This is a genomic window from Glycomyces buryatensis, from assembly GCF_004912275.1.
Taxonomy (GTDB): domain Bacteria; phylum Actinomycetota; class Actinomycetes; order Mycobacteriales; family Micromonosporaceae; genus Glycomyces; species Glycomyces buryatensis.
The window spans coordinates 1-23,997 of record NZ_STGY01000044.1 but is presented as its reverse complement, the minus strand read 5'-3'; the positions used below and the strand labels follow the sequence as shown (position 1 = coordinate 23,997).

Below are 23,997 nucleotides of genomic sequence, written 5' to 3'. Positions count from 1 at the left end.
TGAGGCCCTTCGGTATCATCCCGCTGCCGTTGACCGGGCCTACGTCCGCTTGGGCACTGCATCGCCATGCCTCACGAATCACCGGGTACCAGCCACCCGCTCACAAGCGATAGGAGATCTTGATGGCTCGCGCCTACAGTATCGACGAAATCGAAGAAATCGGAACCGACGTACTGCCTAATTTGGCTAACGCGTATTGGGACTTGGCGCAAGGCGCTCAAACTGCGGGGAAAGCGCGTGACTCCATGTTTCAGGAAGCAACGGTTACTTCGAATGTCGGCCCGGGCTCGGGCGGGGGTCCAGTGGAGCCTGCTGGAGCATCCGCCGTCGGACGGGCATGGAGAACTATCTATGAGAGGTTGGAGACGGCGCTAAGCGAGTCGGCGACGAACTTGGAGAACCTCGGCACTGCGATGGAGCAAACTGCGGAGTCAATGAGAACGGCGGAAGAAGATACCGAAGTTGAACTGACGGAGCTATTGACCGAGTTGGATGACAACTACTGATATTCCGTACGGAAGGACGCAATACCACCCATGTCTACTTTCGGTCCCGAAGTGGCAAGCTGTATTCAAATCACACCGGAGCAGATTGAGGAAGTCCTCTTTCAGTTCTAACGGCCAATGGTGGAAGTTCGAACACGAGAGCTGGTGCTTGAGAGTTTTCCGGAAATAGGGGAGAACGTATGGTGCGCCACCATTGAAGAGTGGAAGACGTCGACACAAGATTTCAACTACAGGGACGACACCCCGTACACGCCCACCGAGGATTGGAGCGAAATTACGAACTGTCCTATAACGTATGGCGCCGATGAATCGACCTTGAAATCAATCCGAGATGAGGCTAGCCAGGATTCGTCCTACCGCTTCAATAAGTCTTCGGAAACGCTATCAAGACTTCTGTATCCCGATGCACTCCTGGACGTGACTAATTCGCTCGACCGTATTATTGAATTCAAGGCCAGCTTTGACGAATTCATCGAAGAGCAGGAAGGCAGCAGTTTCGAAAAGATATCCGCGCTCTTCGTTGGTGAGAACGAGGAAGAGCAATGGGAAGGAGGTGCTGACAATGAAAAGGCGTTCTTGGCATTCGGGCACACGCGTGAAACTGCCCGAACTCAGAGAACGATCCTCCGGGAGATTGTCCAGGTAACAACCGCAGAATTTTCAATTCAGGCCGAGACTCGAAATAGTTTGGGGGCGAAACTTTCTAAACTTGCGGAGGAGCTGATTGAAGTGCAGAAGGGGCATGGTTTCATTCTGGAGAATCTTTACATTGGAGCTACCGCGTTCACTCCGTTGGGTTATCTCGATGGAGCCATGTCGATCATCGAGAACTTCGGCCTTGACGATGGTGGTGAGTGGAACTCGAATTGGTTCAGTGACTTCAAAGGAAAGTATCTGGAGAATGAGTACAGTGTCGGATTGGATTCGGATACGTTCGAATCCTTGGCAACTAAACTCCAAGATTGCCTGGACAAGACTGAGACTGCACTAACCGATGGGAGGGCCGAAATTGTCACCCTGGCCGAAGAGATCAACTCAGACTACAGCGGTCTTACTCAAGGGGAGGTCTACTGAATGTTCATAGATATGCTCCGATCTGAGCGGTCTCGGCGGTTGCCATCGCACCGATTTGGATTGACCCTGGTGGTGTTGATTTCATTCGCTCTGAGCGCATGCTTCGGATCGAATGACACGACCGACAAAGGTAATGACACTTCGGAGATCATCGATCAGGTACAACCTTGTGAATTGCTCAATACTAGCGATGCATCCGATGTTGTCTTCGGAGAAGGTCTTACGGAGAGCTGGTCTGAGAAATCTGAGAAAGATTTCATTGGCTGCGACAATCAGATCGCTCTACTTGAGGGGGAGGAGGAAGTTGGCAGCATTGATTTCACTGCGCGGGTATTCACCGGTGATTCGGTAGAGCCAGGAGGTGCAAGCGCATCATATGACAACCTTGGCGGATTTCAGTCAAGCGGGCAAGCTGATATGAATGAGGTGCTCACATCGTCAATCGATCCGATTTCGTCTGACTGGAGCGATGGTGAGGTGTACCTATTGAATGGCCTGTTTCGCAACAGAGAACTCTATATTGTTGGGGCATGGGGCGAGACTCAGGATTTTGCGGTTGGGCTTAGCATTCGGGTCACCGCCGAGCAGGATTACTACGATCAGCCATTGACTTATCATAAGTATTGTGATTCTACCGATCTGGGAACCGACTGTCTAATTTCTGCAGAGGTCTTGAATGAATGGATGACCAAAAGTTATCTACCTGCGGTCCTTGAGCAGTTGAGCTCGGTTTCAGCAGACTGACCCTCCTGCTAGTCCCCGGAGAACGGATGCACCCGGCAACACCGATGGCAGACTGGAAGCTTCATCGGTGGGGTCTCTGGGTAGGGGATCTCGATTGAGAACTATCCGGATTGCTTCCGCGACAAGTAAGGCGGAGTGTTGTGGGGGTTGGGGTGGGACGGTAAGTTGCTCGTATGAGGTTTGGCAGGGGTGTTCGGCGGGTGTTCAGGCGGCGGAGGGCCGGTCGCGGCAGTTTCCAGCGCCCTCCTGCCGGAGCCGCGGGTCCCGGGATGGGCGGCGGCCGCGGGGAGGTTGAGGAGGCGGAGTTTCCTGAGCCTGCTCGGACCTGGACACGGGTCGGTGCGCTTGTCGGGGGCTGGGTCCTGCTGCTCGCCCTCGGCGGCTGGGTTGCTCCCGGATTCGCTTCCGGCGGGAGCACTGAGGACACCGACCCTCGGGATGAGGCCCCGACCGATGCGGTCAACGCGGCCGCGCGTTATTTGCGGTTCGGCTCCAACAACGATGCCTCGCGGGCCGAGGACACGCTCTGTGATGGCGCCTCCCCGGAGCTAACGGCGGGCGACCTCGACGTCATCCGAGAGACATACGGAGAAGAGCTGGGTGGGATCTCCGATATCGATGTCTCCACCGACGCCCCGGTCGCATCCGCTGATGGTATTTCCATAGCTGCGACGGTCACCTACATCTCTCAGGGAGGACAGCGGCCCGAGGAATTCACCGTCACCGTCCAGGAGGACGGCGACTCCTTCTGTGTTTACAATGCAGTGCAACTGGAACCGGAGCCAACCGACGAGCCTGGCTCGGAGGTCGATCCGGAAGCCCTCGCCTCGGATTTCATCGCTACCGTTGTGAGGCTTCGTGATTCGGAGGCCGCTGCCGAGTACCAGTGCGATACCTACACAGGACCCACTCCCGATGACCTCATCTCGGCCATCGCAGAGTGGGAAGCTCTGAACAGCGACGCCACCGGTGAGGTGCTCGACACGACGCTCGTCGAGGATGCTGAGGCACCAATCACAATGGTCAATGTTGAAACGGAACTCAAGGCGTTCAACGTCGAAGCGTTCGCGTTTACGGTTGGTGTGCAAGGGGATTGCGTGGATTCGCTGGAGGATGTCGACGGTCTACTCGACGTTGCCGAGGACTGAACATTCCACAAGTTTCGCGACACGCCATCACTTATGGTTGACAACCTCGCGATCGACACTCACCATGTAACTGCGCGCGCCCGCCAGGTTTCCTTGGGTGGGACTGATGGAAACTTCGGCGGGCGTGCGCGTAACTTCATTAGCTGAATATGGCCGTCTACACGACGCCGCCCGGTGGCCCAAATCGCCAAACCTGATCCACCGGGCGGCACTTCCACCAAAGGAGCAAGCTCCGATGGCAACTACGACCATACGCTATTCCGGCGTGCCCGGAAACGGACATCACGCGGCCGACTTCGATCGGGATGCCGCTGCTTACGCCTACCCTGAACAGGGCATTCACAACCCGTCTGCCCCGGAGGAAACCCCTGGGGCCCGACGCTACGACCCCGACAGCTACGACCCGTCGATCCCCGACTCCGACCCGCGCTCTCCGCGCTACGAGCCTCCGCATCTCCGTCACCGGCCCGGTGACACCTGGGAGATCGGCGGCAAACCGCATGATCCCGCCGACCCCGGTGCCTTCGGCACGCCCGGTTGGCGTCCCGACCCCCGAACCGGCCGTCACAGGCGCGGGGAACTCCCCGATCCGCCTCCGCCGGTGGCGGACTCCGGACAGGACCGTCCGCCCGTCGACCCCGCCCCCGAAGCGGCCGACGAGCGGCGTCCCTCTCCGTCCCCGCGCCCGCCTGCGCGCCAGCGCTTCTGGGAGGACAGCACCGAGCCATTGCGGTTCGTGGGTGACAACAAACCTCGCCACCCCGACCAGCCGGGCAACAATAGGCCCGCTCGCCTCGGCCGACTCGGCGACGATGAACCTCCGCACCGCTTCAATAAGCTCCGCGAGGACGCCTGGGATCGATACCTGATCGACTCCCAGCCGCTCTACGAGGCGCACTCCATCAAGCCCGTCGCGGCAATGGAGCGGTGTGTCCGGCCGTGGTTGGCGGTGTGGGCCTTCGTATTGCGGGTGATCGGGGCGGCGAAGCACGGTGCACACGGCGCTCGGCCATCCGAGCGTCACCAGCGTTCGGAGCAAAGCGGCGAACGCAATACCGAACGACACGGTGGTCTCCGTCGTTGGCGGACTCCACCCTTCCCGTACCGGACCGATGCGGATACGAGCCCGCATATGGCCCAATGGGAACGGGCCTTCGACACCACGCGCGGACTCGGAGGGGCGGTGGCCTCATGACGGCCCAGACCGGTCAAACCACTGCCACTGCCCGAAGCTGGATCGACGGAAAGCTCCTGCGCTTCGACACGATCCCTTTCCAAGCCCGCCTGCGAATCACCCTGCCGGGTGAGGATCCCGAAGCGCTCGGGTCGGTCATCCGCCTCGATACCGACGATCCCGGGCTGCGGGTCTGCGCTCCGCTCCACGTGGAATGGGGTCGGGAGCACTGCGATGCGATTGTCGCCGAGGCGGTCCGAGTGTGGGCCACCATCGTGCGGGAGTGCTCCGGCTGAATCCCACCCCTCAGAGAGGGGCCGACCGCTCGGTGGGGAGCGGTCGGCCCCGGTTCTCCTCCGTGGGAGGGACGCTATGCGAGTGTGGGAGTCGATTGCTCGGAAGCGGGGTGCTATTCGAGCGGGGCGCCGACCTGGTTCATGAAGGCGACCGGATCGACCGCTCCGGCAGGGCTGCGGTCGGCGTTCAGGTGAACCTCGTAGTGCAGGTGCGGGCCCGACGAGTGACCGGAAGATCCGACATACCCGAGGAGCTGCCCGGCCTGGACCACGTCGCCTTCCTTCACCACCGGCGCTGTTCCGAAGTGGCAGTAGCGGGTGATGTAGTCACCGGCGTGCAGGATATTGACCATCCAGCCGCAGCCCATGACATCGACGCCGCCGTCCACATCGCATGAGTACGGCTGACCGCCCTGGCTGGCATTGCACTCCGAGGTGATCACCGTGCCGGCGGTCGCCGCCACGACCTTGGCGTCCCGCGGAGCCCCGATGTCCACCCCATTGTGCGTGGGCCGCTCCGGAGTCTGGAAGCCCGACCAGATCGGTCCCTCGGTCGGACTGATCCAGCCCGCCGCCGACAACTCGCCCATCTGCGCGCAGGTCCCCATGTCGGTGGAGACCGCCGAAACCCGGCCCCCGCCACCGGTCAGGGTATTGACGATGTCGACCGCGACGGGCTCGTGCTTGGCATAGGCATCGGGAAACGCGGAGATCTGAACTCGTTGGGCGGCAACGGTAAGCGGCAGCGTTTCCCAGTTCTCGACGGTCTGGAGCTTCTCGTAGAACTTGGTCGAGGCGTAGACCGGATCCTGGATCTCCTCCGGCGTTCCCCAACCCGAGGACGGCCGCTGCTGGAACAGCCCCAGGGAGTCGTGGTCATTGGCGCCGCCGAGGTGACCGAGGTTGGTCAGTCGCGATTCCTGCATCGCGGTCGCGACCGCGATGATCCAGGCGCGGCTCGGCAGGTCCATCTCCTGGCCTACCGAGATGATGATGGCGACGTTCTTGACCTGGTCGGAGCTGTAGTCGCCGATTCGGGGGAACTCGGCCCCGGGATCGATCACGATATCGGAACCGCAGCCGGCGGCGAGCAGGTTGCCGGTATCGCCGTCGTCCTGGTCCGAGAGGAGCTGCACGACCGAGACGACCACCCCGAGGCAGCACACCGTCAAGACCGCAATGGTCCACATGAAGGGGCGAAGCCGTTTGGGGAGGCGCCTGCGGGGCTCGTCGAGCTCGGAGTTGGCATCCGGCCCGGATTCGGTTTCGCCGTCGGGGATGGTGCTCATGATGCCTCCCAGTCGATGGCGGAGACCAGCCAGTCGCCTCCGGTCCAGCTATTGGAGCCTTCGGCCATGGTGAGTATCAAGGTGCCGGTGTTCATCGGGATGCTGACCTTGGAAGCCTCGGTCGTCGCGTCGCCGTCGATGCTCTGGGCGGGGAGCGTGGCGGGGTCGACGCCCACCATCAACTCGGCGCGATCGGTGGTCAGAAACGGAGCGATCGAGTCGTACCAGGCGTCGGGGTCGAGACCGTTCGGATTGAGCCAGGCTTCGGCGAATTCCACGGCCCGGTCCACGGCCTCCTGCGGAAGCTCTTCGGCCGCATAGCAGTCATCGGCTTCGCAGTCCTCGGTGTAGAAACCGTCGTCGTCGGTGATCTCGTCCGATGGCTCGGAGGACTCGGTCGAGTCGTCGGTCTCCACGTCGTTTCCGGTCAATGGGGTCCGTCCATTGTCCGAGGCGAGCGCGATCGCGCCGAGTACCAGCACCAGGATGATGACCACGATGCCGTAGCGGGAGAAGATGATCCGGAGGGCGCGATTCATGGGTCACTCCCGTTGGGGTGGTCGGTAGACGTCGGTGCCGCCTCCACCCCCGCCGCTGCTTCCGCTGCTGCTGGAAGCGGACTCGGGGGTGGTGGCTCCGGAGCCGGAGGGCTGACCGGGTACCGGCTCGGTCTGGTCGCGGATGTCCCGAATGTTCTCGGCGGTCTCGGCCGGGCGGAGCTCTTCGACGTTCCTATTGAGGTCATTGATCGGACCGGAGGTGCCCTCTGGGCGGCCATTGCTCCCGTCGCCTCCCCGACCTCCTGGGCCGCCAGAACTGCCGGAGTCATTGTCTCCGCCGCCGCGTCTTCCCAGAAGCGCATCGGTCGGGCCGCCACCGGCTGCGAGACCGGCGATCCTTCTAAAGGGCCGCAATAGCATCCATGCGGCCACGCCCAGCATTCCAATGAGGACGACCTGCATCCAGATGGGCATGCTGGTGCCGAGGATACGGCTGGCCGCGAAGATATAGACCACGGCGGCGATCGAGAAGACGGCAACGTTGATGACCGCACCGAGAACGGTATTGACCAGTCGCTTGAAGGGTCCGCCGGCCGGTCGGAGCAGGGCAATGGTGCCGATGATCGGCAGTGCCACGATCGCGAATCGCACGATCATGAAGCCCAGAATGATGAGCACCGAAGCGGTGATGTCGAAGAGCGCGAACATGATCGCGGTGAGCAGGGCGAGCAGGCCGGTGCCGGTCCGCTCCCAGGCACGCTCGCCTTTCAGGTGCGAGTAGGCCTCCGGGTCTTCCTGCTGGATCTGGGCTACCAGGTTGCGCCAGAGCTCCTGCTTCTGCTCGATGAGGTCGTTGCGTTCACCGGCCGACTGCTCTGCCTGTTGCGATTCCGTCCAGGAGAACGCCTGCGCGGCAAAGAGGGCGGGTCCGTACTTGTAGGCGGTGTTCGAGTCGCGCACGACCGGGTCGCCGTTCTCCTCGACAATTTCGCCGTTCGACCTCTCGAAGGTGACCTCTTCGCTCTGGCCGAGCATGGTCCGGAGCCAGTTCTGGTACAGGACCTCGCTGGAGACGGTGTCTGAAGCGGTAACGGCCGCAGTCCGGGTGTCGATGCAGTAGGTCGGGTCGACCCGGTTGTTCCGCTTGAGCTCCTCGTACTCTTCTCGAGTGAGGTTCTCGTGGCGCTCACAACCCTCAGCGGCATCGTCGCTGATGAGCGTCGTGCTGAGGTTCATGCCGATCTTCAGCGCCTCATCGGTGTACTGCGCGGCCTGCACCGGCCAGCGCACGACCGCCGTCACCAGCACCAGGATCAGCGCGGCCCAGGCCACGGTGGTCACGGCGTTGTTCATGTCGGCCTGGCGGGAACGCCACAGGAGGTAGATGCCGATGACGCCGACGGTGACCGCGCCGAAGACGGTGAAGACCTGGTCGAAGATGACCTTCGAGACCGTCTCCATGAAGCCGTTCGACCAGCCCCACATGCGGTCCGGCTCCCAGGCGGCCTGGCGCATCGAGTTCGCGGCGCCGACCGTGGCGAGGGAGACGTTGAATTCCATATTGGCCAGTGCATTGGCGGTGTCGGCGCCATTGGGAATGGTCGGGGAATCGACGCAGGAACCGCCGATGCTCATTTCCTGCGCGCCGTACATCGGCAATTGGTAACCGGCGTAGCCGTAGCGGCTGTAGGTGCCGATGCCCTCGCTCTTGTCGAGGTTGGCGGGCTCGGCGAACCAGCCGGCCATGCCGGATTGGGGGGTGGCCGGTTGCGGTGCCACCTCGCAGTCGAGTTCCTGGCCTTCTGGAAGTTCGTCTACGCAGTCGTTCCAGTAGGTGTGCCACTCGTAGTCGGTGCATTCGTCGCCAGCGCTCTGCGCATTGGCGCCGCTCGGCATGAAGACCAGGGCACCGGCGGCGGCGAAGAGAACGAGGAGCAGTCTGAGGGGTCTGGTCACCGCTTCTCCTCCCCGGGCGTGGTGTTCAGGTAGTCGAGTAGTCCTCTCACATAACTGAAGTCGGCGCGGATGCGTTGGACGCGGCCGTCGACGTCGCGCATGACGAACTCGCGGTAGCGGAGGCGTTCGGTGTCTTCGGCGGCCACCTCGCTGAGTGAGGCGAGGACGTTCTCGTAGCCGACTCCGGTGGGGACGCGGAGCATCTTGAGCGCTTCCTCCGCGACGTCGCGGTCCTCGGCGATGCGGCCCACGAACACGGTGGAGACGAGGTTCTGGACGTCGAGGCTCAGGATGTCCTTGGGGTTCTGGCTGGCGACGAGCGCGGCCAGGTTCCACTTGCGGGAGTCGCGGGCGAGGCGGACCAGGAAGCTGCGGCCGGACTTCCAGCCCTCCATGAAGTGGGCCTCGTCCAGGCCGACGAGCTTGCGGCGGTTCATGTCCCCGCCGTAGGCGCGGCGCACCGCGAGGCGGTGGGCGGTGTGGAGCATTGGCAAGGCCAGGGCCTCTTCGGCGCTCCAGTACTCGCGCTCGATGGCCAGGTCGGGCAGGCGCAGACCGGACATGGTGATGACGGTGAGCGCGGTGTCGTCCTCGAGGACGCCCTTGTCGGCGTTGCCGAAGAAGAGCTTCGCGAGCGGCATCTCGGCGGTGTCGAGCAGGAGCGCGGCGAGTTCGGCGCCGTCGCCGGTGACGTGGTCCTCGGCGTCCTGGAGCGATTCGACGATGTCCTCGAGGGCGGAGTCCTCTTCGGCCGGGACGTGGCGGGCCGCGTGGCGCAGCAGCCTGGCGGTGCTCGCCTCGCGTTGGATCTGCGGGGGCAGGAGCATGGCGCAGATGTCCTGGACCAGCATGCGCCGCTCGGAGCGGGCGTTGGAGACGGCTATGTCGTATTCGCGCTGGCCGTCGGGCGAATCGGCGTAGTGCTCGCGTCTGGGCGAGGGGATGAGCGCGTAGGGCGCGAGCGTCCCGTATTCGGAGCCGGTCAGGTTGAGCACGCGCGAGTGCGGCGCGAGCTCGGGCATGTCGCAGAGGCGGGCGAGCGGACCGGACGGGTCGAGCAGGGTGACCTGGACGCCGCGCTTGGCGGCCAGGTAGCCGAGCGCGCCCATGAGCGTGGACTTGCCGCCGCCGGGTTCGGCGACGAAGACGCTCAGGCCGGACTTCTCGCGGACCTCGGTGGCGAAGTGGAGGTCGAGGAAGACGGGCCTGCGGCTGGTGCCGGCGGTGCGGCCGATCAGGTCCCCGCGCTGGTCGCCGACCGTGGAGGCGGCCTGGGGGAGGGCGGCGGCGAAGAGCTTGACGGGCATCCGTCGGATGTAGCCGGTGCCGGCGACGGGCTCACCGGGGATGAACTCGCGGGCGAGCCAGTCCTGGTTCTTGGGGTGCTGGAGGCTGATGCGCATGTCCCGCTGGTACATGTTCATGAGCGTGCGGGCGCGCTCCAGGCATTCCTCTTTGGTGTCGGCGGTGACGGCGATGCGGTGCCAGCCGTGGGCGCGGGCGGCGTCGATGGGCAGGCCGGTGGTCATCTCGTCGCCGACGCCGAGGGCGCGCTCGGCGAGGCGCTGGAGCTCGGGCGGGGCGTCCATGGCGTGCTCGTCGTAGTCGCGCTGCTGTGAACGGATGAGGCGCAGGCGGTGGTCGAGGTCGCGGAAGGCCTCGCCGGGGCCGAGGATGTCGACGCGGCTGGAGATCTCGAGCGGCCAGGGGCAGCGCTCGTGGAAGTGCAGCCACGGCTCGTGGCGCTGGGGGATCTCCAGTTCCTCCATGCGGCCGACGGTCAGGACGGCGGTGTGCTTCTCCTCGCCGGTGAGGCGGTTGACGAGCTTGACCGTGGAGCCGTAGGGGCTGCGGTAGCGCTCGATGGACTCGGTGAGGGCGAGGACGTCGCCGGTGTCCCAGTCCGAGGCGGAGCCGGAGAGCAGGCGCGGGGGCTCCATGCCGAGGGCGACGGAGCGGAAGACGAGCCATTCGAGATCGGCGGTGGTGGCGCGGCGAGCGCGGACCCCGAAGGAACCGAGGACCTCGTCGAACTGCTGGCTGCGCTTCTCGATGCGCTCACGCTCGGAGAGCTTGGTGCCGCGGCCGAAGACGCGGCCGACCTTCTCGCCCAGGTTGTCGAAGGTGGACCGGCGGGCGAAGGTGATACCCAGGAAGGTCTGGCCCTCGGCGTGGGAGAGCGAGTGCAGGTGCCGCTGAGCGGCGACCAGGTGCTCGGCCCAGGAGGTGCCGCCGGGGGCGGTGCGCAGCGGCTTGGCGGTGTACCGGTCGACGTTGCGGGCCCAGTCGTCGGCGGCGAACGGCTTGGTGGTGCGACGCATGTGGATGCGCATCCCGGCGAGGCCGGCGAACTGCTCCGAGATCGCGGTGATGAGGGCTTCGCGCTCCAGATCGGGGCGGAAGGACCAGCGGACGCCGGGCAGGACGTACCAGGCGGTGACCGACGCGGGCGTGAAGGTCGCGTGCCCGGCGATCTCGGTCAGCGAGAGCTCGCGGAGCGGCTGGCGCTCCTTCTCCTTCTTCGCCGGTTTGGGGACGCGGGTCGGTTTGGCGTCGCCCTTGTCGAGCGTCGCGGCGTCGGTGTTCGCCTGCCTGATCGGGACGAGGTCCTGGCTCGGGACCTTCCCGTTCCGACCGGTTTGGGCGTCATTCCGGTGACCTGTGGAAACACTGCCGCGCTGCTGGTTACCGGCCTGTGGATAACTTCCGGTTCCCTGTGGATAACCCGGTGCTTGTTGTGGATAACTCTGTGGATTCCCGCTGGTCGGAGCCTGTGGGTAACGCTGTGGATACCCCTGTGGATAACTTGCCTGATTCTGTGGATAACTCTGTGGACCACCGGTGGACGGCGGCGTCGGCGACGCAGGTGGCATCGCGTGTCGGGCGGCGTCCTGAGGCGTGCCCTGCTGGACTCCCAAGATGTGGGAGGTCGGCGGGGGTGAGGCCGGAGGCTGGGCGTTGGCGGTCGGGGGGTGCGGCGCGGGCGCCGGCGCCGGTTCCGAGCGGAAGATCGCGTCGGCCAGCGCCGTGGTGTCGTCGTCCTCCTCGTCGCGGTGCCGTTCCCGGTCGCGCACCGGCGCCGGGGGCCGGGGCGCCGAGAACTTGGCGACGGGCTGTCGGCGATCCTCGCCGCTCATAGGCGCTCCTCAGGTCGGGCGGACTCAACGAGTGTGGGACGCAGACGGATCGACCGGGTGGTGAACGCCGGGATCCGCTGCTCGTGCCCGGCGTCGCGGGTGTGCTTCCAGTCGGTGAGGAGCGTGCGCAGGACGCTGGTGGCGGGGCGGTCGGCGTCGACGTATCGGAAGATCAGCGAGGTCGCGACGAGGGCGAGGGAGATCTCGATGGCGGGGAAGAGCTCGACGTCGCCGGTGATGCCCCAGCGGATGAACATGAACAGCGCGAGCAGGCCGGCGAAGGCGCCGTACTGGCCGTAGGGGAGGTGGACGGGGAGCGTGTAGCCGGGAGGGCCGAGGTAGAGCAGCCGGGCACGGTAGATGTCATCGTCGGTGCGCAAGCGCATTGGCGTCCTCCGTCCAGGCCGGTAGTACGTATTGCAATGGTTCGGGCTCGGCTAGCGGACTTCGCCGAGGAGTGTGGGGGCTGGTTAATCCTCGTTGCTGAAGAGGACGTCGACGAGACCGCCGCCGACGGCCACCAGGACGACCGCTCCGGCAATGAAGGCGATGCCGAGGATGGCGATGGTGGAGGAGGTGAGTACGCGGCTGACCTCGCCCTTATTGGCGCGGGCGATGAAGATCAAGCCGAGGATGGCGAGGAGGATCGGGGCGATCTTCGAGAGGAAGAAGCCGATGATCCCGCTGGTATTGATCTCGGCGGACGCCACTGGCGACATGTGTGCCGCCATGGTCCAGAAGGTCTCTCTCATCGTTCATTCCCATCTCTTGCCACACGGGTCACATGGACCTCACGTTATGCAAGTTTCACTCATGTCTCTTGGCTCCCAACCCTTCACGGGGTCTGCCCTCATCATATGCCGCGACCCTGACGGAGTGCACGTTCGCCGGTTCGACGCGCGACCGCGAACCTAGCATCGTCAAGTGAATCGGAATCGATCAATGGCCGCAATGACCTGCGGGCGATCACTCCATGTCGGGAATCCGACACTAAACTGGGGGAGGTCGGTGTCCTACGCTCGATAGCGTGCACGGGCCGCACAATGGAGCCCGAACCGACACAACGCAAGCCCGACGATCTGGAGCCCTACGTGGACTACATCGACGACATCGCCGGCCGGCTCACCGCCGCCGCGATCGCCTTCGCCGTCGCCGGTCTCGCGCTGGCCGCGCTCTCGGCGATCGCACTCGGCGGTGTCCGCGCCGCCGAGAAGTGGCCGTCCGCCCCCGCCCCGCGGGTCTCGCGGCCGATCGCGCTCGCCGGTGCGATGGCCGGACTCGTCGTGTTCGCGCTTGCTGTTGCACTGTTCTCTCTGGCGCGCTTCGGTACCGGACTCGACCCGAACCTGCGCGTCCTCCTCGCGGTGGGCCTTGACCTGGTGGCACTCGGCATCGGAGTGGTCGCCGTCAACACCGTCGCCGGCAAGGTGGAGGTCCGCGCCCTCATCGCGGTCCCCGACCAGCCGATGAACCCGCCGCCCATCCCTGTATCCGGCGATCCCACGAGGTATCAAGTGCCTGATTACAACGAAACCCCGACCGACCCAGAAGGCTCGGCACCCCAGCCGCACTACCCGACGTCGCCGTTCGCGCCCGACACCGCTTCCACCGGCGCCCTGCCGGACCCGCGGCGGGCGGGAGGCGTGCCCACGATTCCGACCGACACCAGACCGGGCTGGGTCTTCCAGGACCGGGGCACCGGTGCCTACTACGCCGCAGTTGCCCAAAGCCGCGGCGGCATCAGCCTGCTCGCTCTGGACGACTTCACCGTCGCGCGAACGGCGTCACTGGTGGGCCCGCTGGAACTTGTCGGCTCGGTCGAGGCCACGGTATGGCCACTGGAGAACGGCAACGGAGACACCGGAACCCAACAGGCTGGGGCGGAAGCCACTCGCTGATCGCGTACCCCTGCCTTGGCGACCAGACGATAAAATGTGAGCGCTCTGTGCTTGCGTTGTGTCTCTGGAGGTTCGGCCATGGTCGGCATTGTGATGATCGAGAGCGCCCGGATACTTTCCGGTGCGCAGAAGATGAAGCAGTTGTCGAGCGAGGCGAAGAGCCTGCCGCAGGACGTGGTGCGCGCGGCCCAGCGGGCGGAAACCGCCAACCGCGGCTTCATGTGCGCAGATGGGGCGAAGGAGTTTGCCGACGACTTCAAAGAGGACATGCAGGAGCTCCACGAGCACTTGTCTGACACCCACAGCGTGCTCACGAAAGTCGCACGTAGCTGGGACAAGGCCGATGAAGACGGAGCCGCCGACTTCAAACCCTTCGAATCTGACCTGAGCGGTTTCCAAGTGCCCACCATCAATGGCGGACCGTCGGTGCGGGCCTGACATGCCCACGTTTCAGCAGGCGCTTGACGCCAATCCGGCCCAGTTGATGTCCCTCGGTGCGGCCATTGCGGCTGCGGCCGGGAAGGTGACCACTTTGGGTGCGCAGCATGCAGGGGAAGTCGCGGGGATGGGCGCGAGCTGGCAGGGCGATGACTACCAGGAGATGGTGCGCTGGGGAGGCGATGTTGCTGGCTTCATAGGGCGCAGTGATGCGGCACTGGTGGTGTGCGCGGGCGCGCTGGAGAGCATGGGCGCAACCATGATGGCCACGGTGACGGCGCTGAAGGCGACCAAGCAATCGGCGGAGGCGATCGGCTATAGGGTCCTGCCTACCCCGATGGTGATCTTGGGTCCGAGTCAGTGGTCGCAAGTCTCATCGGCAGGCCCGGCCGCTCCAGCGGTGCTGGCGGCCTACCAATCCGGTGCAGTGGCCTTCACGGCGGCGCTGGCCAGCATGTATGCGGCCTTGATCGCACAGGACACCGCCGCCTACGGCATCATTCGCACCGCTATCGGCCTCAGCCCTTCTTAGCCCTCAATTCCGACCTCTCAAGAGAGAACTCGAAATGGTGGAAAAAAACGGCTCGGGCAGTCTGGGTCGCGAAGACAAATCGGTAACTGATCCATACGCGGATTTCAAGAATCCCAATAAGAAGAAGAAAAAGAAGAAGGATCCTGTAAAACCTTCCAACCCCAATAAAGCGCCGACACATCTCACCCCCACCGGCGACCCCGCTGCAGACAGGGCACGACTGCGAGATGCGCTGCTTCAGAAGCTCGCAGAGGTCAGTGACGACCGATACAAGGAGTATTGGGGCCCTGGAAGGCGTCAACCGTGCATGAGTGCCGTCTGGGACCGCGAAAGTGGTCGTATTTACTACAACCACAACACGAAAATGGATGTGACCGAAGAATCTCTTGAACCGCCACTCAAGGAGCGGTTCAAGAAATATGACGATGGTGACCCCAGTTGGAAGAAGCTGGAGCCCGAGACCATGCCGAACCCCAGGGGGTCCGATCTCCCTGATATAGAAGTCGATCATGGAGTGCCCGGCCAACATGCGGAAGTGCGAGGGATGAACGAAGCGCTACGTGATGCACGAAGTGACGGTAGAGACCCTGATCTCAGTGAATTCATGGTCGAGAACGTCAAAGTGAACAAGGAAGGCTCCGAGGGTTATGGAGATCGAATGGCATGCTGCGAGAACTGTGCGCAGATGCTCGATGGGGCTGATGGTGCTTGGGACGGCTGGGACCGGCCGTATGGAAATAAGACCGGCTTCTTAGGATAGAGTAGTGATATGAAACCTGACTACGATCCCAGAGTTTTGGAAACGTCTGGCGATGACGTGACCATCGATGACAATTCCATGTATTGGCGTGGCGACTACTTGTTCGATGGTGTGCTCGGCGAGGAGCGGTCCGATGGGGGATTCGAGTTCCTGAGCTTCAAAGACGGCGTACGAGACGGCCCGACAGGGGAGATCGACGAGGATGGCGACCTTGTCTTCGAGGAGTGGTACCGAAAAGGCCATCTCCATGGCATCTCGCGTGTTTTCAGGGACGACGGGACTCTGCTTCGGGCGACTGGCAACGAGTTTGGAGTAGCGATCTGGACTGTCGACTTTGAGCCCGACGGTGAAACTGCCCGGCCGGCATCTGTTAAGCAGCTCTCGGAGTCGAGTCGGAGAGTCGTCCAGCGGTATCGCAGTCGATATCCGCAGCTTCCACCGGTGCTCGGTCCTGAACATGCTGGGGACATAACCGAACATTGAAAGGCGAGGCTGCACTGTGAGGGACCTGGAAAACGTCCCGCTTGAAGAGCTAAAGCAGACTTTTGAGCGGGTGACCTGTGCGCTCGAGGCTGCCGCGATCCCGTGGGTTAATGATGCTGACAGGTTGCCGGATCACGCGGCTGCGATTGTCGCCCTTGATGATATGCCTGGTGACCGTGGAGTCTTCGTCTTCTGGTTGCCAGGTCGCAACGAGAGGTGCGTGGCGGTGGAGGCTTTTGAGGGTGGCGATTGGGATAATCCGGAGATTGATGATGTCGGAACCAAGACCGAGCACGGGATGGAAACCATCGCAGCCGCGCTTAGCGCAGCCGGTATCCTCACCAGGGACACTGATGACCCTATGAATCCCTTCACCCTGGAAGTTATGCAGGAGGACTGACATGTCGATCGACAGCCTGGAACTCAGCGCGGTGGCCTTTCGGGCCAGGCAAAGTGACTCCCCTTCGGGGTGGAGTCCGGTGCGACGTAACTATGCTGCCGTTCGGCTTGCCGACGGGACTGTGCTCACCGCTCGGAGTATCGGTAAGAAGCCAGTGGAGATCGAGTTGCTGGAGCGACTTGCCTCCCGTGGCGCTTCGGCGCGGATCGTTGAGATCTACAGCGAGCGGCAGCCGAGCGTTGCCGCGGAGGTGGCGCTCACTCGTGCGGGTGTCGATCCCGGTGCAGTGAGCTATACGGCCGAGTTCTTCGACATGGAGGGCGAGCCGACCGCGGATGACCTGCGAGAGCTCGCACTGCTCAACAATGCCTCAGTCGAAGTGCTGCGCGCCATGATCCGTGACGCGGAAGGATTCCCCGACGGGAAGGCCGAATTCGGTCCTTTCGCCGCGACGGTCGACGCGGTCGGCGAGCGGTTGGGCCGAGCTGGTTACGTCGTATTCCCGGAGCAGGAGCGCGGGACTGAACCCGGGGTCGAGATAGTCGTCGACCAGCTCGAGGACGAGGGCCGCGGCGTGTACCTGTCCTGGTTCGTAGGCGAGCCGCTGAACAGCCGTGTGGTGCAGGCGTTCGCGGACAACCAGCTCGATGACTCCGCACTGGCCGAGGCCGGCGAGATCAAGCAGCACAAGCTTCATGAGCTGGCCGTGGCGCTGATGAAGGAGCGCGTCCTCACCGAGGACTTGCAGGACAACTGCTCCCCGTACACCCTCCGTGTAACCGGCATCCGCTAGGACCGATCAAGCAGGCCCGCGCCAGACCTGGAATTCCTACCCGCTAGGGAAACTCGAATGAGTCGCGGCCCGGCCGCCGCCGCACTCTGGCGGCGGAGAACGTCTTCGCCCCATACATGCTGGAGGTCGTCAGTGCTCCGGGGACGCTGTCGGGTGGGTGAGCTGCACACCGAGGACTGTGACCACATGTATCGATATGTTGAAGCCATGCATGAACTAGAGGATGCCTCGTTCGAGGAGCTGGAGCGGATATTCGACAAGGTAACCGCGTCACTGGACGATGCTGGAATACCTTGGTATGAAGACTTGCTTCCTCCGCTGGACACCGGTGCTGCGCACGTAATGCTTGACAATAATGACGGTGGGCGCGGAGTGTTCGTCTATTGGAGACCGGCTCGATCCGAAGAGGCATCGGCGATGGCCGCTTGGAAGGCAGGTGAGTGGGATGACCCTTCGTTTGATCAGGCCACGTCACTTGAACAACAATGGGCGAGGAGACTCTCCGTGGTGCTTCACTCTGCGGGAATTCTGAACCGGGAATTGAAGGACGACATGAATCCCTACACGCTTGAGATCATCAGTGTCGCTTGAGAACGCTACGCGGGAAGAGATCCAGCGCGTCAAGGCCTCTGTTGTTGCGTGCCTGGGAGAAGCCGGAATTCCGTGGTTTGAAGGCTTCAATCGACCCGGTCTTGCCGCAGCGCAGGTCACGGTTGAGATGGACGAGGGTGAACGCGGCGTGTTCATCAACTGGTTCCTGGCTCGATCGGATTCGGCCCAGGCCATGATGGCTTGGAAGACCGGTGCCTGGGACGACCTCGGTATCGATCGCACTGCGCAGATGGAGAAGGAAGGTGTCGAGCGGATCTCCGATATCCTCATGAGGGCCGGCATCCCCACCAGAGACACCGATGATGTCGCTGATCCGTTCACGCTTGAAGTCGTCTGGGCGCCGTGACTGAATCGAGCCCGTTCGCACCGGAGGTCATCGATGTCGCTGCAGAGTGCTTCCTATCAGGAGCTCAAGAAAGCCAAGGCCGCAGTGGTTGCATGCCTTGATAAGGCCGGTATTCCCTGGTGCTCCGACCCCGTCTGGCCGGACCACAGAGCCGTGTCCGTCTCGCTGGAGAATGACGATGATTTTCGGGGCATCCTCTTCTACTGGACACCGCCAGCCCGGGGCGCCGCGGCGCGGGCGGCGTACAACGCCGGGGACCGCGGCTATCCGGAGGTCATGGGCGACATCGGGTCTGATTCGGAAGCCATCGAGTGGATCGGGCGTCTGCTGGCGGAGGCGGGCATCGTCACCGAGGATTACGGTGACCGAATGAGCCCCGATACGTTGTACGTGGTCGAGGTTCGATGAGCCAGTGCACGCCGCCGTCGGCCGGTGGAGGTCGAGAATCTCCAAGGTCGCTCTCCCTTGCCCGCCAGGCGGAACCGGTGGAGAATCTGAACCGTTATCATATCGTGATCTGATTACCGAGCGTGATGTCTCACCGAGAGGTCGCTGGTGAGTGCCGCTCGCTGGTCACGGAGAGTGGCGAAACGCCGTTGAATCGGGGAGGAAGACGTTTCCGATTCTCGCCGTGTCAAGCGGACGCGCTCCATTCTCGTTACGCTCCATGATGTCACCGTGATCCCCGTTGATCGCCAATGGATATTCACGGTCCCCAGTACCGAACGACCTGATTCCTCCTGTCGCGCCGACTTCGGTCCGGCACCTCCACCATTACCCGGCAGTCGCTCGCTCGCTCGCGAAACGATTCGGCAATAGCCTGCGCACCATTGCGATGCGGCGCCGAACCGGCCATTCCTATGGCCGCGGGTGAGAAGTGATGAAATGAACAGAGGTAGAATTTCAATGGAAATCGCATTGGTCGACTTGTTCTCCAGTGGAATTAACCTGGCGGACGCCTTCGGTGAACGCGGAGTTTCCACTTTCCACATCTATGAGCCTCAATGGCAGCACCAGTACGACATCGACCCGGCGCCGGGTGGAAAGCTGATCTACCGTTCGTTCGAGCAGACCCGCGCTGAACTGCGGCGCCGCGGCACGACCGCAGTCCTGCCGGGCGGGGAAATGGGCGTCGACCTCGCCGATCGGCTGGCTGCGTCCCTTGGGCTCCCGCACAATGACCTCGCCCTCGACGGCGCCCGCCGCGACAAGCTCAAGATGATCCGAGCAGTGGAATCCCGCGGAATCCCGGTCGCGAAGACCGCGGTGGTCAGCGAAGCGTCGGCGGTTCCCGCAGCGCTGGAGGCGTTCTGCTCCTATCCGATCGTGGTCAAACCCAGTTCCAGCGGCGGCAGCGACGGACTGGCGGTATGCGACACGCCCGACCAGGCCGCTCGGGCCGTCGCCGCGATCCTGGGTCGATCCAATCTGCTGCGGATCACGAACGAGTCGGTGGTCTTGCAGGAGTACCTTTCCGGGCCGCAGTACAGCATCAATATGGTGACTCGCAATGGACGGCACGCGCTCTGCTCCGTAGCGCTCAACCGTTTCGACGAATTCGATGGAGTTCCGGTCTGGCGCAGCCTGCGCATGCTCACGGAATTGAACTCTGACGATAAGGCGGTGGTCGAGTACACGTTGCGGTGCCTGGACGCGCTGGGTGTCACCGAGGGCGCCTCCAACACCGAGGTCCGCTTTACCGCGGAGGGGCCGAGGCTGATCGAGGTCAACTCCCGTTTGGGAGGGCCGGTGCTGCCTCCGGACGTCTTCTTCCGCTCGTTCGGATACAGCCAGGCCACACTACTGGCCGATTCGGTGCTCGACGGCAACGTGTTCAAGGACCGGGTTACCGCGCCTTACCGGCCGCACCAATGTCTGGCCACCGTCTCCCTCCAGACACCCAGCGACGGCTCGATCAAAGCCATGCCGGGCCTCGACCTGATTCGCCGGATGCGCACCTTCCACAGTTTCTCTAAACTGCCTAAAAAGGACACCGAAGTGGTGAACCGGCTGCTGAACGTTGCCAGCGCGGGGGTGGCCTATTTCGTCGATCCAGACCCGACGGCGGTGATAGCCGATGTCGAACGGGTACACCGACTTGAGGACTCGGCGCGCCTGTACGAGATGACGAGCGTCTAGATGCCCGGCGTGGTGCTCATCGTCGCGGCCGTGGTCCTGCAGGCGTCGGGCAATGGGTTCCTGACCGGCAATATCGGTGGCACCGAGAGCATGCTGCTGTCGTTCTGCGCCTTCGCCTCCTGCGCGGTCGTCTGCAATGTGATCACCGGTGTGCGGCGCTCCACCCGACCCGAGTCGCTGCGCCGGGACACACGTCGGCTGCTGGTCTATCTGAACGTGTCCACCGCGGTGGCCTTTCTGGGGCTGTACTGGTCGTATTCGTTGATCCCCGCCCCGCTGGCTTCGGCCATCGGCATCGGCATGGCGCCATTGGTCGTGTCCTGCATCGGCTTCGCGAAGGGGCAGCGGCGCCATGTCGTCGTCGAGCTGTGCGTCGGTTCCGTAGCGCTCCTGTTCGTGATGGCGGTGACCAGCCGGTCCCTGAGTATCGGCCAGATCGCGTTCGACCGGTCGTTCGTCCTGGGAACGGGGGTCGCGTTCATCGCGGGCGGGCTGTTCGCCACCATCCCGCTGCTGTCCTACCGGCTGGGGCGGGAGCGGATCAGCCCGGTCTTCGTGATGGCCCACCGGTTCCACCTGACCTGGATGGCGGCCCTGGCGATCCTGCTGCTGCGACCCGCGGAGCTGGTCGAGATCGTCGCGGCCGGGCGGCTGGGTTTCATCGCCGCGGTCGCCGTGGCTGGCATCGCTCTGCCGTTGTACCTGCTGCAGATCGGCATGCAGCGCACCGCGCCGCTGTTCATGACCCTGCTGTACTCGATCCAGCCGAGCTTGACGTACATCGCGGCAGTGGCGGTCTCCCCGCTGAAATTCGACCTGCTCACCTTCGTGTTCATCAATGCCTCGCTGGCGACCGCGTTCGGAGGCCCGCTCCTCATCACCCGATTGCGCCAACGTGGCCGCGACGATCACGACCCGTCCGAGGGCCGAACGCTGGTCGGCACGGGAGCCCGGCCGCCCCGGCCGCCGGCGGATCGGGATCTGGAAAAGGTCGCAGGGCGCCGGTAATATTCGAGCGAACCCCCCGATTCGGGAAGCGAACTTGGAGCGGCCGTGACACCCCCAGACGACGGAGCACCACCCAAGGCGCACCTGGGTGTGCCCGATGACTATGAGCTGCAAATCGATGAAGCCCGCGCCACGCTCGAGAAGCTTCCCCACGACGAGAACTGGGAGAACGCCCAGCGACTCCTGAACGACCCGCCCGCCCGCGGCGACGTCGAAGCGTTCGCCGAGCAGTTCGCCGATGCGCAGGCAGTGCTGGAGAAGTTCGCCAAGGCCCGCTACGTCGGAACCGACGAGAACTCCTTGACCGCCATCGCCATCGATTCGAGCGGGCGCCTGTGCAAGATCCAGTTCGACGTCGCCGCCTCCGGGGCCGGCAACCACGCGCTCGCCGCGTCGCTGCTGGCCGCCTGGGACGCCGCCGAGACGGAGCGGGAGCGCGGGGCCGCCGACCTCACGGAAGGCGAATCGAGGAGGCGGCCATGACCGACCGATTCGCCGACCCTCGCGCCCGCGAGGTCATGCAGCGCATCGAAGCGGCACTCGCCCGGCGCGAGCACGAGACGTTCGAGCACCTCACCGAGTCGGGACACGCCCGGGCCTGCGTGAACCTGCGCGGAAGGCTCGTCGGGATCGTCTTCCTGGAGAAGAACATCCTGCGCGTCACCGATCGAGAGAGCCTCGCCGCCGAACTCCAGGCCGCCATCACGGCAGCTCAGGGCCAAGCCGAGGACGCCGCCGCCGCGATCGCCGCCGAGCACTACGCCGAACTCGGGTGAGACGCCGGCCCTAGTCCGTTCCGGCCCCGGTCGTGCATTGGGGACCATCAAGGGATGGCGGAGCCCGCCGGGAGTCGCTACGCTGAGGAGAACTCTGGCTCCGTCACGTCGAGGTGCGTCTCCATGAGCGACAACCAGTTCCAGCCGAAACCGTATGCGGGCATCGAAACCGCGTCCATGGGATTCGGCGCCGTGGAGCCACCGGTCCAGGGCGACCCCGCCGGTCGCCCCGCCCCGCCGCGCCGACCCTGCGCCAATGCCGACTGCACCAACCCCACCGAGCATCCCGCCGAGAACGACTGGCAGCAGCTGCTCTCCGCGGTCCCCGTCGCCGACCAGCTCTACCGGCTCGCTCCGCGCGTCGCCGGTGCCGACGGGAACATGGCCTTCCCCAGCGAGCAGGACTTCCGCTCGGCCGTCGCCGCCGTCCGGCCCGAACGCACCGACGAGCACTCGCTGGAGCGCCTGCGCCAAGGCTGGACCGAAGAGGTCGCCGGAAAGCTCGCCGACTGGTCCGAGCGGCTGGGCTCCGGCCTGACCGAACTCTCCGAAGGCTGGTCCGGCCCCGGCTTCGAAACCCTCCAGGCCGCCTGCGGCGAAACCCGCAACCTGGTCGAGGGGGTCCTGGGGGACATCGATTCGACCGTCGCCTCCCTCCAGTCCACTGAAGACGCCCTTCACTCGCTCCAGGGCGGCGACACCGGCGAGATCCCGTTCCCCGCTCCCCGATTCTGGATCGAGGGCGACTGGCACAGCTGGGTGTCCGTCCACATTCGACCGGCGTGGTGGAACGGGAACTGCATCGAGTACACCTGCCAGGACGCCGAGCACGTGCTGGCGCTGGCCGGGGCCGACCCCGAGCTGGCGACCGAGATCATCGACTACATCGACGCCCGGGTCGCGCAGTACTTCGAGCACTACCGCGACCCCGCCAATCTCGAACGCGACGGCCTGGACACCGACGGGATCACCGTCGAGGAGGCGAAGGCGCTGGCCGTGGCCGACGCGACCGACCACTACAGCGCCGCCGTCGAGCGCAGCCGGCGCGCATACGCCGACCGGCACGCCCAGATCGACGCGGAAATCCAGGAGCGCGGCGGGCACGGCGACGACGCGCTGCGCTCGGTGCGGACCATCCGCATCGAACGCGGCTATCCGGCGGTGGCCGACCAGGCCTACATCAACCTTCAGCCGCCGGTGATGCGGCAGCCTTTCGGCATCACCCGGCCCCAGACCACGCAGGAACCGTCGCTGGAACCGCCCTCGGGTGTGAAGCCCGACAATGATTCGCCTTGGGGCCCTGTCGGAGACGGGCGCGAGGAACCCGGTGAAGGCGAGGGATCGCCCCGCAACTGGGGCGGGGCGGCGATCGGTGTGGCGGCAGGCGCTGCCGGTGCCGTAGGGACCGCGGCCTTCGGAGACGACGTCGCAGAGGCCGTCGAGACCATGGACTTCGGCGACGACGGCGTCATCGACCTCGGCATGATGACCGACGGCGCACCGGACGCCGGGATGGACACCGGCGACTCCGGGAGCAATGGCGGCGTGGTCGAGGACGAGAGCCTGTGGGGCTTCGTCGATGAAGACGAAGACCCCTACGCGTAGAGAGGAAGGCGAGATGGCGAACTCCCGCACGTACGACCCGGCGGCACTCGAACGCTACCGGCAGTTCCTCGGCGAGCTGCTAGAGGAGCTGGAGGGTGAGATCCTCCCGTCCCTGGACTCCGGGACGCTGGCCAATGCGCCCGCGTTCGGTTCCGGCTCAGGGGGAGTCGAGCACGCGCGGGCCGAGTACGCCGACTTCCACGCCACCACCTGGCGCAACCTCCAGTACCTGCGCGGGACCCTCCACGGCATGATGAACGGTCTCCAAGCGGCGATCGAAAACGGTGGGGCCGTGGACGAATGGGTGGCGGCGCGGATGCCCGAACTGCCCGGCGACGACCTTTAGGGTCCTTATAGGAATAATGTGACGGGGCCGTCTCGAG

The 23,997-nt window shown here is 64.2% G+C and carries 28 protein-coding genes; 22 read left to right on the top strand and 6 right to left on the bottom strand.

All coding sequences use genetic code 11. The features are described from left to right. The first annotated feature begins 122 nt into the window (after positions 1-122). The 6 genes from FAB82_RS11485 to FAB82_RS11460 all read left to right on the top strand — a co-directional run bounded on the left by FAB82_RS11485 (position 123) and on the right by FAB82_RS11460 (position 4,942). Entirely contained in the window at positions 123-506 is a 384-nt protein-coding gene (locus FAB82_RS11485; RefSeq protein ID WP_136534685.1) for a hypothetical protein, read from the top strand. Positions 507-623: 117 nt separating this feature from the next. Continuing rightward, positions 624-1,580, top strand: coding sequence for a hypothetical protein (locus tag FAB82_RS11480; RefSeq protein ID WP_136534684.1), 957 nt, complete (start codon positions 624-626; stop codon positions 1,578-1,580). A gap of 60 nt (positions 1,581-1,640) precedes the next feature. Further along, positions 1,641-2,324 carry a hypothetical protein gene (locus FAB82_RS11475; protein WP_136534683.1) on the top strand — a complete coding sequence of 228 codons (684 nt, stop codon included), beginning with the start codon at positions 1,641-1,643 and terminating at the stop codon, positions 2,322-2,324. 269 nt (positions 2,325-2,593) lie between these two features. Further along, the gene (locus FAB82_RS11470) at positions 2,594-3,472 is read left to right on the top strand and encodes a hypothetical protein (RefSeq protein ID WP_136534682.1); all 879 of its coding nucleotides are present in this window, start codon (positions 2,594-2,596) and stop codon (positions 3,470-3,472) included. Between the two features lie 235 nt (positions 3,473-3,707). Further along, positions 3,708-4,667, top strand: coding sequence for a chromosomal replication initiator protein DnaA (locus FAB82_RS11465; protein WP_136534681.1), 960 nt, complete (start codon positions 3,708-3,710; stop codon positions 4,665-4,667). Next, positions 4,664-4,942 (top strand): hypothetical protein, encoded by a 279-nt coding sequence (locus FAB82_RS11460; RefSeq protein WP_136534680.1) that lies wholly within the window; start codon positions 4,664-4,666, stop codon positions 4,940-4,942. The genes FAB82_RS11465 and FAB82_RS11460 overlap by 4 nt, the downstream gene beginning before the upstream one ends. 113 nt (positions 4,943-5,055) lie before the next feature. Here FAB82_RS11460 and FAB82_RS11455 read toward each other — a convergent pair whose 3' ends face one another. The 6 genes from FAB82_RS11455 to FAB82_RS11430 all read right to left on the bottom strand — a co-directional run bounded on the left by FAB82_RS11455 (position 5,056) and on the right by FAB82_RS11430 (position 12,576). Next, positions 5,056-6,132, bottom strand: coding sequence for a M23 family metallopeptidase (locus FAB82_RS11455; RefSeq protein WP_136534746.1), 1,077 nt, complete (start codon positions 6,130-6,132; stop codon positions 5,056-5,058). Positions 6,133-6,227: 95 nt separating this feature from the next. Then, the gene (locus FAB82_RS11450) at positions 6,228-6,770 is read right to left on the bottom strand and encodes a hypothetical protein (protein WP_136534679.1); all 543 of its coding nucleotides are present in this window, start codon (positions 6,768-6,770) and stop codon (positions 6,228-6,230) included. 3 nt (positions 6,771-6,773) lie between these two features. After that, positions 6,774-8,687, bottom strand: a complete 1,914-nt coding sequence (locus FAB82_RS11445) for a hypothetical protein (RefSeq protein ID WP_136534678.1) — start codon at positions 8,685-8,687, stop codon at positions 6,774-6,776. Next, positions 8,684-11,824 carry an ATP-binding protein gene (locus tag FAB82_RS11440; RefSeq protein ID WP_136534677.1) on the bottom strand — a complete coding sequence of 1,047 codons (3,141 nt, stop codon included), beginning with the start codon at positions 11,822-11,824 and terminating at the stop codon, positions 8,684-8,686. The genes FAB82_RS11445 and FAB82_RS11440 overlap by 4 nt, the downstream gene beginning before the upstream one ends. Continuing rightward, a complete protein-coding gene (locus FAB82_RS11435; RefSeq protein ID WP_136534676.1) occupies positions 11,821-12,210 on the bottom strand; it encodes a hypothetical protein in 390 nt (129 codons plus the stop codon). The genes FAB82_RS11440 and FAB82_RS11435 overlap by 4 nt, the downstream gene beginning before the upstream one ends. Before the next feature lie 84 nt (positions 12,211-12,294). Next, on the bottom strand, positions 12,295-12,576 hold the full coding sequence (locus FAB82_RS11430; protein WP_136534675.1) for a hypothetical protein: 282 nt from the start codon (positions 12,574-12,576) through the stop codon (positions 12,295-12,297). A 291-nt stretch (positions 12,577-12,867) separates the two neighbouring features. On the opposite strand from FAB82_RS11430, the gene FAB82_RS11425 reads away from it, so the two are divergent. The 16 genes from FAB82_RS11425 to FAB82_RS11350 all read left to right on the top strand — a co-directional run bounded on the left by FAB82_RS11425 (position 12,868) and on the right by FAB82_RS11350 (position 23,960). Beyond that, a complete protein-coding gene (locus FAB82_RS11425) occupies positions 12,868-13,722 on the top strand; it encodes a hypothetical protein (protein WP_136534674.1) in 855 nt (284 codons plus the stop codon). Positions 13,723-13,800: 78 nt separating this feature from the next. Beyond that, a complete protein-coding gene (locus FAB82_RS11420; RefSeq protein ID WP_136534673.1) occupies positions 13,801-14,160 on the top strand; it encodes a hypothetical protein in 360 nt (119 codons plus the stop codon). A gap of 1 nt (position 14,161) precedes the next feature. Further along, on the top strand, positions 14,162-14,692 hold the full coding sequence (locus FAB82_RS11415; protein WP_136534672.1) for a hypothetical protein: 531 nt from the start codon (positions 14,162-14,164) through the stop codon (positions 14,690-14,692). 34 nt (positions 14,693-14,726) lie between these two features. Continuing rightward, entirely contained in the window at positions 14,727-15,452 is a 726-nt protein-coding gene (locus FAB82_RS11410) for a YwqJ-related putative deaminase (protein WP_136534671.1), read from the top strand. Positions 15,453-15,461: 9 nt separating this feature from the next. Continuing rightward, positions 15,462-15,935 carry a toxin-antitoxin system YwqK family antitoxin gene (locus FAB82_RS11405; protein ID WP_136534670.1) on the top strand — a complete coding sequence of 158 codons (474 nt, stop codon included), beginning with the start codon at positions 15,462-15,464 and terminating at the stop codon, positions 15,933-15,935. Positions 15,936-15,951: 16 nt separating this feature from the next. Continuing rightward, positions 15,952-16,335, top strand: a complete 384-nt coding sequence (locus FAB82_RS11400) for a hypothetical protein (RefSeq protein ID WP_136534669.1) — start codon at positions 15,952-15,954, stop codon at positions 16,333-16,335. Between the two features lies 1 nt (position 16,336). Next, the gene (locus FAB82_RS11395; protein ID WP_136534668.1) at positions 16,337-17,128 is read left to right on the top strand and encodes a hypothetical protein; all 792 of its coding nucleotides are present in this window, start codon (positions 16,337-16,339) and stop codon (positions 17,126-17,128) included. A gap of 153 nt (positions 17,129-17,281) precedes the next feature. Then, positions 17,282-17,719: a hypothetical protein gene (locus FAB82_RS11390; protein WP_136534667.1), complete on the top strand. Its 438-nt coding sequence runs from the start codon at positions 17,282-17,284 to the stop codon at positions 17,717-17,719. Further along, on the top strand, positions 17,709-18,086 hold the full coding sequence (locus FAB82_RS11385; protein WP_136534666.1) for a hypothetical protein: 378 nt from the start codon (positions 17,709-17,711) through the stop codon (positions 18,084-18,086). The genes FAB82_RS11390 and FAB82_RS11385 overlap by 11 nt, the downstream gene beginning before the upstream one ends. A gap of 33 nt (positions 18,087-18,119) precedes the next feature. After that, positions 18,120-18,494: a hypothetical protein gene (locus FAB82_RS11380; protein WP_136534665.1), complete on the top strand. Its 375-nt coding sequence runs from the start codon at positions 18,120-18,122 to the stop codon at positions 18,492-18,494. Between the two features lie 498 nt (positions 18,495-18,992). After that, the gene (locus FAB82_RS11375; protein ID WP_168801549.1) at positions 18,993-20,225 is read left to right on the top strand and encodes an ATP-grasp domain-containing protein; all 1,233 of its coding nucleotides are present in this window, start codon (positions 18,993-18,995) and stop codon (positions 20,223-20,225) included. Next, positions 20,226-21,233, top strand: a complete 1,008-nt coding sequence (locus tag FAB82_RS11370; RefSeq protein WP_136534663.1) for a hypothetical protein — start codon at positions 20,226-20,228, stop codon at positions 21,231-21,233. Between the two features lie 45 nt (positions 21,234-21,278). Then, entirely contained in the window at positions 21,279-21,716 is a 438-nt protein-coding gene (locus FAB82_RS11365; RefSeq protein ID WP_136534662.1) for a hypothetical protein, read from the top strand. Continuing rightward, positions 21,713-22,009 carry a YbaB/EbfC family nucleoid-associated protein gene (locus tag FAB82_RS11360; RefSeq protein WP_136534661.1) on the top strand — a complete coding sequence of 99 codons (297 nt, stop codon included), beginning with the start codon at positions 21,713-21,715 and terminating at the stop codon, positions 22,007-22,009. Before FAB82_RS11365 ends, FAB82_RS11360 begins: the two co-directional genes overlap by 4 nt. 123 nt (positions 22,010-22,132) lie before the next feature. Further along, positions 22,133-23,614, top strand: a complete 1,482-nt coding sequence (locus FAB82_RS11355) for a hypothetical protein (RefSeq protein ID WP_136534660.1) — start codon at positions 22,133-22,135, stop codon at positions 23,612-23,614. A 13-nt stretch (positions 23,615-23,627) separates the two neighbouring features. Continuing rightward, positions 23,628-23,960 carry a hypothetical protein gene (locus FAB82_RS11350; protein ID WP_136534659.1) on the top strand — a complete coding sequence of 111 codons (333 nt, stop codon included), beginning with the start codon at positions 23,628-23,630 and terminating at the stop codon, positions 23,958-23,960. Positions 23,961-23,997: the final 37 nt, after the last annotated feature.